This window comes from Frankia sp. CcMO1 (assembly GCF_977945845.1).
The window spans coordinates 1-5,227 of record NZ_CDWTMG010000292.1; the positions used below are offsets into that span (position 1 = coordinate 1).

Below are 5,227 nucleotides of genomic sequence, written 5' to 3' on the forward strand. Positions count from 1 at the left end.
TCGATATATTGGTCGTTATGTGGCATTTGTGTGTTTATGGATAGTATTAGGTATCGGTGATGCGGCCCCGTGTCCCGTCAGGGCGCCCACATCGGGTTATCCGCATTGATTCCGGGTATGACAATGAGAAGTACGGCTAGTGAACATCCCGCCCGGTCGGGTTTCTCTGCGCGCCACGGGGAGCCGCCGGTAGTCCTGATCGTAGATGCGGCCCGGCCAGTTGGTCCGCGTCGGTCCCGGTCGGACGGGCTGAGCGTGATGCCAGCTCAGCCGTTGACCAGCTTAGCCATCGATTCCAGGTCGGACCCGGTCCCCAGGTCAGACACCGAACACCTTCCAGGGAGGAACCGAACGATGCCAATGGACCCGAGTTCAGTGATGCCGGAGCCCGCACGGACCGCGCCGCTTCCTGCCGACGACACGACCACGGCTCCGTTCGCGCGCCCCCCGGTCCCGACCGGTACCGAGAGTGTAGATTCCGGCCCGGCACCCGGCCTAAACGGTCACGGTTCCCCGGCGCCGAGCCCCGACGTCATCGCCGCGACCACCGCCACCTCAAGTGTTAGTGGCCCGGGAAACGTCAGTGGCGCGGGAAACGTCAGTAGCTCGGGCCTGGCTGATGCGGACACGACCACCCCGGGCACCGGGGCCGACACCCCGGGCACCAAGGCCAGAGTGGCCGGCGGAGCCGCCGAGGTGCGCCAGAAGGTCAACGAGGCCGTCCAGACCCTTGCTCCCCATGTGTCGGTCGCCACCGAGAAGACCCTCGCCACCAGCGGGAAAGCCGCGCGGTCCGTCGGGCAGCGGATGCGGAGCAACCTGAAGGCCACGGGCGGGGTCCTGGCCGGCACGGTGGTGCTGCTGCTGGTCCGGCGGGGACGGCGGGGACGGCCGCGCCGGGGATAAGTAATCCAACCACCTCGGTAGGGAGAAAACAATGATTACCTTCATTGTCGTCATGATTCTGCTCGGACTTGTCGCCGGGGCCGTCGCACGCGTGTTGCTGCCCGGCTGGGATCCCATCGGGATTCTCGGCACCATTGTGGTGGGAATCATCGGATCTTTCGTCGGAGGATTCCTCGGCTACGTCCTTTTCAATAAGGATGTCGGCGAAGGCGCTCTGCAGCCGTCTGGCATTCTCGGGTCCATCATCGGTGCCATCCTGGTTCTCCTGGTGTGGCGGAACGTGGGGGGCCACGGCGGCCGGTCGGGGTCGACCCGCAGCCGTCGTTACGCCCGCCGGTAATCGCGATACCCGTCGGCGACCGGGTGACCGCGGCCCGGTCGGCAGCACGCAGAGCACCTGCTCTGACCCGACACCTGCTCCGGCCCGGGTCCTCCGCAGGTATGGAGGGCCCGGGCCGGAGCCTTCTGTGGTGTCGTTATGCGCCTTCGGTGTCGTTATGGAGTCGAAATGAAATAACTTGCGCGTTTCGAACCCTCCACAGGCCTGTGACCTGCGATGATGCTCTCGATCACGTATTTGTTACTTCATTACGTTCCCTATGCGCCTTTGGTGTCGTTTGGCGTCGGGTCGATTCTCCCGGGTGTGCCGCGTCGTCATCGTCGTCGCGGGGCGGTGGAGAAGAAGCGGAGCTGTCGTGCTCGTCGATCTTGCTGGTCCCGCTGAAGTTCCGTGCCCGTTCCGCGGCGTCGGCACTCGCGCCGGAGAACAGCCGGGCGTCCTCGGCGGCATCGGCATGCGCATCCGCGGGCGCGGTGCTCGTCCCGCCCCCCGTATCGGTCTCCGCCTCCCGGCTCGCACTGCCGGCGGTGGTAACCGCGGCCGAGTTCGTGGCAGCCATGATCGTGGGGGAGAGGAGACCCTGCACTGGGACGGGAACCACCCGCGCTGGTGCTTCGTCGAGGCGGATGCCGTTCGTCTTGCGGAGCCGGTCGGACCTGCTGCCGGGGTGGTCGCCGTCGGGGTGGTCGCGGCCGTCGCGGTCATCGGGCCGGCCCTGATCCGGGAGGCGCAGACCGAGCAGGTGCGCGGAGGCGTCGAACTCGATGCGGGTCCGGGGCAGGGCTGTCGGATGGTTGTGCTGCACCCATCGGACGAGTTCCTCGCGCATGTGGCAGCGCAGGTCGAACACGGTCGGTCCGTCCTTGCCGCTGACCAGGACGCGGATGCGGATGTGATCACCGATGGCGTCGGTGACCTGCAGGACGCAGACCCGCTTGTCCCACAGGTCCGTGGCGTCCAAGACCCGGTGCATCTCGGCCCGCATCTCGTCGATCGGGATTGCCCAGTCCAGGTCCAGCTCGACGGCACCGAGGACCGCGGACTCTTTGCGGGTCCAGTTCTGGAATGGTGTCGTGGTGAAGTAGGTCGACGGAAGGACCATCCGCCGGTCATCCCAGATGTGGACGACGACGTAGGTGAGAGTGATCTCCTCGATCCTGCCCCACTCCTTCTCGACCACCACCACGTCGTCGACCCGGATGGCGTCGGTGAAGGCCAGCTGGAGTCCGGCGAAGACGTTGGACAGCGAGGTCTGGGCGGCCAGCCCCGCGACGATGCCGACCACGCCGGCCGAGGCGAAGATGCTGGCGCCGGCGACGCGGACGCTCGGGAACGTCATGAGCATCGAGGCGCCCGCGATGATCGAGATGATGACCACCGTGACCCGTCGGAGCAGGGTGACCTGGGTGCGCACCCGGCGGGCATGCCGGTTGTCGACGACATCCACCCGGTAGCGGGCGAGCGCGAGGTCCTCGAAGGTGAACGCGAGCACCGTGACGCACCAGGCGATTCCAGCGATAAGGGCGACATTGGACACCCGCAGGGCCGCCTCGGTCCAGGCCTGTTCAGCCGTGGAGTTGAGGCCGACGAGCAGGGCCACCAGCACGAGCGTGAGTCGCGTCGGCCGCTTACCGTGCTGTGCGAGATCGGCGACGATCTCCGAATGGCGGCCGATCCGTCTGGCCATGCGGTGCAGCAACACGGAGACGGCCAGGGCCAGCAGGACCGCACCGCCCAGGATCGTCAGGACGGCGATGGTCGATCGCATGTCGGAGAAGGACAGATCGGGCGCGGCGCTCAGATGCACAGACAGGCTCCTCGTCCTGGGCCATGGGCAGGAGGGGACGGGCACCATGGCATGGTTGGACGGCGCGGGTCGCGAACCCGCGCCGGTGCGTCCTTCTCCACGTCTCTCGGTATCCCTCGCTACCCTCCGCGGCCCTCAGTATCCCTCCGGATCCTCCGGTGAGGATTCCGGCGACGGTGCTCCCCTCTCTGCCAGGGGCGCAGGCACCCGGTGCGCCGGTCAGTTCTCCCGGGCGGGCAGGAAGCGGTACATCACGTAGAGGTCGACGTCGCCGAGCCAGGGATGGCGGAAGGCCGCCGGAAGGGTCCCGACGAGGCGGAACGCCAGCGAGCGCCACAGCGCGACCAGCCGTGGATTGGCGGCGACGACGGCGTTGAGCTGCATCGCCCGGTAGCCGAGATCGGCCGCGTACTCGATCATCTGCTCCGCGGCCTGCCGGCTGACGCTCTCCCAGCGGTCGCCCCCGGCTCCCCGGCCGCCGTAGTAGCTACGTCCCCCGTACGGCCCGTAGCCCTGGTACATTCCGGCCCCGCCGCGCGGAGCCCCGTGATCCACCCGCTTAGGATCAACGAGCAGTACCGCCTGGACGACATGATCTCCCAGGCCCGGCTGGCTCGGTGTGAGCAGTGCGGTCGCGATGATCGAGGTATCGCCCGGGCCGTCGTCCTCCTCCATCACCAGAACCTCGGCCGGCGGGGGCAGCATCCACGCGCTTTTCGCGACGTCCTCGTCGGTGTCCGGTGTCCAGGCGCAGGTCTCGCCCTCGACCACAACGGCCCGCCAGATCGGCCAGATCGCGCCCCAGTCCTCCTCTGATGCCCGCCGTGTCCGCACAGATCGATCCTGCCTGTTCACCGGGCCGGAAGGTAAAGGACCTGGAGCGCCGGACCCGCGGCAGTCACCCATCCTGGCGTTCGGCGGCTCGGTCACCGGCCGGGTTTTAAGATCCGGTCGACGGCGTAATCGCTGCATCCCTGCAGATGAACCCGGCCCATCAGGTGATCGGGATGGTCGGCGCGGGGCCACACGGAGAGATTCGTCATGGCATAGCCGTCCGGGTGGTTGATCCAGCGTTCGCCGCTGAGATTCACCGCCCCATCGGTGCAGGTGATCCAGACGAGAAACGCACCGGTGGAAACCTTCGGACTGGTCGGCAGCGGAAAGAAGTCGAAAGTGGCCCACAACACGCCGCCGGGTGCGGCGATGATGCTCAGTAGATGATGAAACCCCTGCCCCCTGGTGCTGCACTAGCCTGCGGCCGGCTGCCGGACGGCCCGTACGCTGCACCTGGTAACAGGCAGAGCCTCCGGAGGCCGTCTCCTGAGTCGCCGGGCACCCGGGTCAGGGCGGGGGTGGGTCGATCTCGAGGTCGATGCGATCGCCGGCCCGCACGGACGCGATGATCGGATGGTCGGCTCCCAGACTCTCCCCGAGTGTGGCTAGAACATTTGCGCGTAGCGCATCTGCCGTCTCGGTCTCGCTGAGGGCGGACAGGTCGATCGCCAGATTGGCGGAGGCGATCAGGGTGGTCGGGTGGTCATCGCCGAGCCGGTTCCGCAGGTGAGAGACGGCGTCCTCGTCGAGACTCCGCGAGCTCATCATCTGGTTACTGTCGTAGCGGCAGTTGGCTAGATTGAGCATGCATGACACCGTGAAAGGGTGATCGTCGGAGAGAACGGCCCGTAATCTGTTCCCCGTTTCCTGGGCGAGGGCGCCGGCTTCGTCCGGGTCGCCATCGAGCCGAATGGCGACGACCAGTGCGTTAGCCGCCGCGAGGGTGTAGAGATTGTCCGCGCCAAGCCGGCGCTTGGCCTGTTGGAAGGTGTTCTCGGCCAGCTTTCGCGCAGCCGGTACCTCCCGGCTCAGGCACAGATCGCCCACCAGGCTGATGGCTGCGGTGAGGGTTTCCGGCTGATCTTCTCCCACGTAGGTCCGGAACTTCTTGAAAGCCTCCTCCGAGGTATGGTGGGCCGCGCCCGCCCGCCCTGCGCGCCGTAGTGTGACCGCGTAGTTCCGCAAGGAGCGCAAGGTGTCCGGATGATTGATACCGAGGATATCCCGGCATCGGGTCAAGGTCTCCTGAAGGATTTTCAGGGATGCTCGGTAAAGGCCACATGCGCGTAGGTCCCGGGCGTGACTGTCGGCATACTGAAGGGTGAGGATGTAAACATTCA

At 66.7% G+C, this 5,227-nt stretch carries 6 protein-coding genes; 2 read left to right on the forward strand and 4 right to left on the reverse strand.

The window, feature by feature from the left end; all coding sequences use genetic code 11:
- The first annotated feature begins 360 nt into the window (after nt 1-360).
- On the forward strand, nt 361-906 hold the full coding sequence (locus tag AC08OU_RS22280) for a hypothetical protein (protein ID WP_476605700.1): 546 nt from the start codon (nt 361-363) through the stop codon (nt 904-906).
- 31 nt (nt 907-937) lie between these two features.
- Nucleotides 938-1,246, forward strand: coding sequence for a GlsB/YeaQ/YmgE family stress response membrane protein (locus tag AC08OU_RS22285; RefSeq protein ID WP_462188378.1), 309 nt, complete (start codon nt 938-940; stop codon nt 1,244-1,246).
- Between the two features lie 229 nt (nt 1,247-1,475).
- On the opposite strand, the gene AC08OU_RS22290 is transcribed toward AC08OU_RS22285, so the two are convergent.
- The 4 genes from AC08OU_RS22290 to AC08OU_RS22305 form a co-directional block, all read right to left on the reverse strand.
- Nucleotides 1,476-3,053, reverse strand: a complete 1,578-nt coding sequence (locus AC08OU_RS22290; RefSeq protein ID WP_476602147.1) for a mechanosensitive ion channel family protein — start codon at nt 3,051-3,053, stop codon at nt 1,476-1,478.
- Between the two features lie 219 nt (nt 3,054-3,272).
- The gene (locus AC08OU_RS22295; RefSeq protein ID WP_462188380.1) at nt 3,273-3,887 is read right to left on the reverse strand and encodes a GNAT family N-acetyltransferase; all 615 of its coding nucleotides are present in this window, start codon (nt 3,885-3,887) and stop codon (nt 3,273-3,275) included.
- 92 nt (nt 3,888-3,979) lie between these two features.
- The gene (locus AC08OU_RS22300) at nt 3,980-4,240 is read right to left on the reverse strand and encodes a hypothetical protein (protein ID WP_476605701.1); all 261 of its coding nucleotides are present in this window, start codon (nt 4,238-4,240) and stop codon (nt 3,980-3,982) included.
- A gap of 154 nt (nt 4,241-4,394) precedes the next feature.
- Nucleotides 4,395-5,227, reverse strand: an 833-nt coding sequence (locus AC08OU_RS22305; protein ID WP_476605702.1) for a tetratricopeptide repeat protein, incomplete at its 5' end; no start/stop codon positions are given.

What these genes read in the sequence shown, in the direction of transcription:
- AC08OU_RS22285 (WP_462188378.1), top strand. Translation starts at nt 938, where the DNA reads ATGATTACCTTCATTGTCGTCATGATTCTGCTCGGACTTGTCGCCGGG.
- AC08OU_RS22280 (WP_476605700.1), top strand. Translation starts at nt 361, where the DNA reads ATGGACCCGAGTTCAGTGATGCCGGAGCCCGCACGGACCGCGCCGCTT.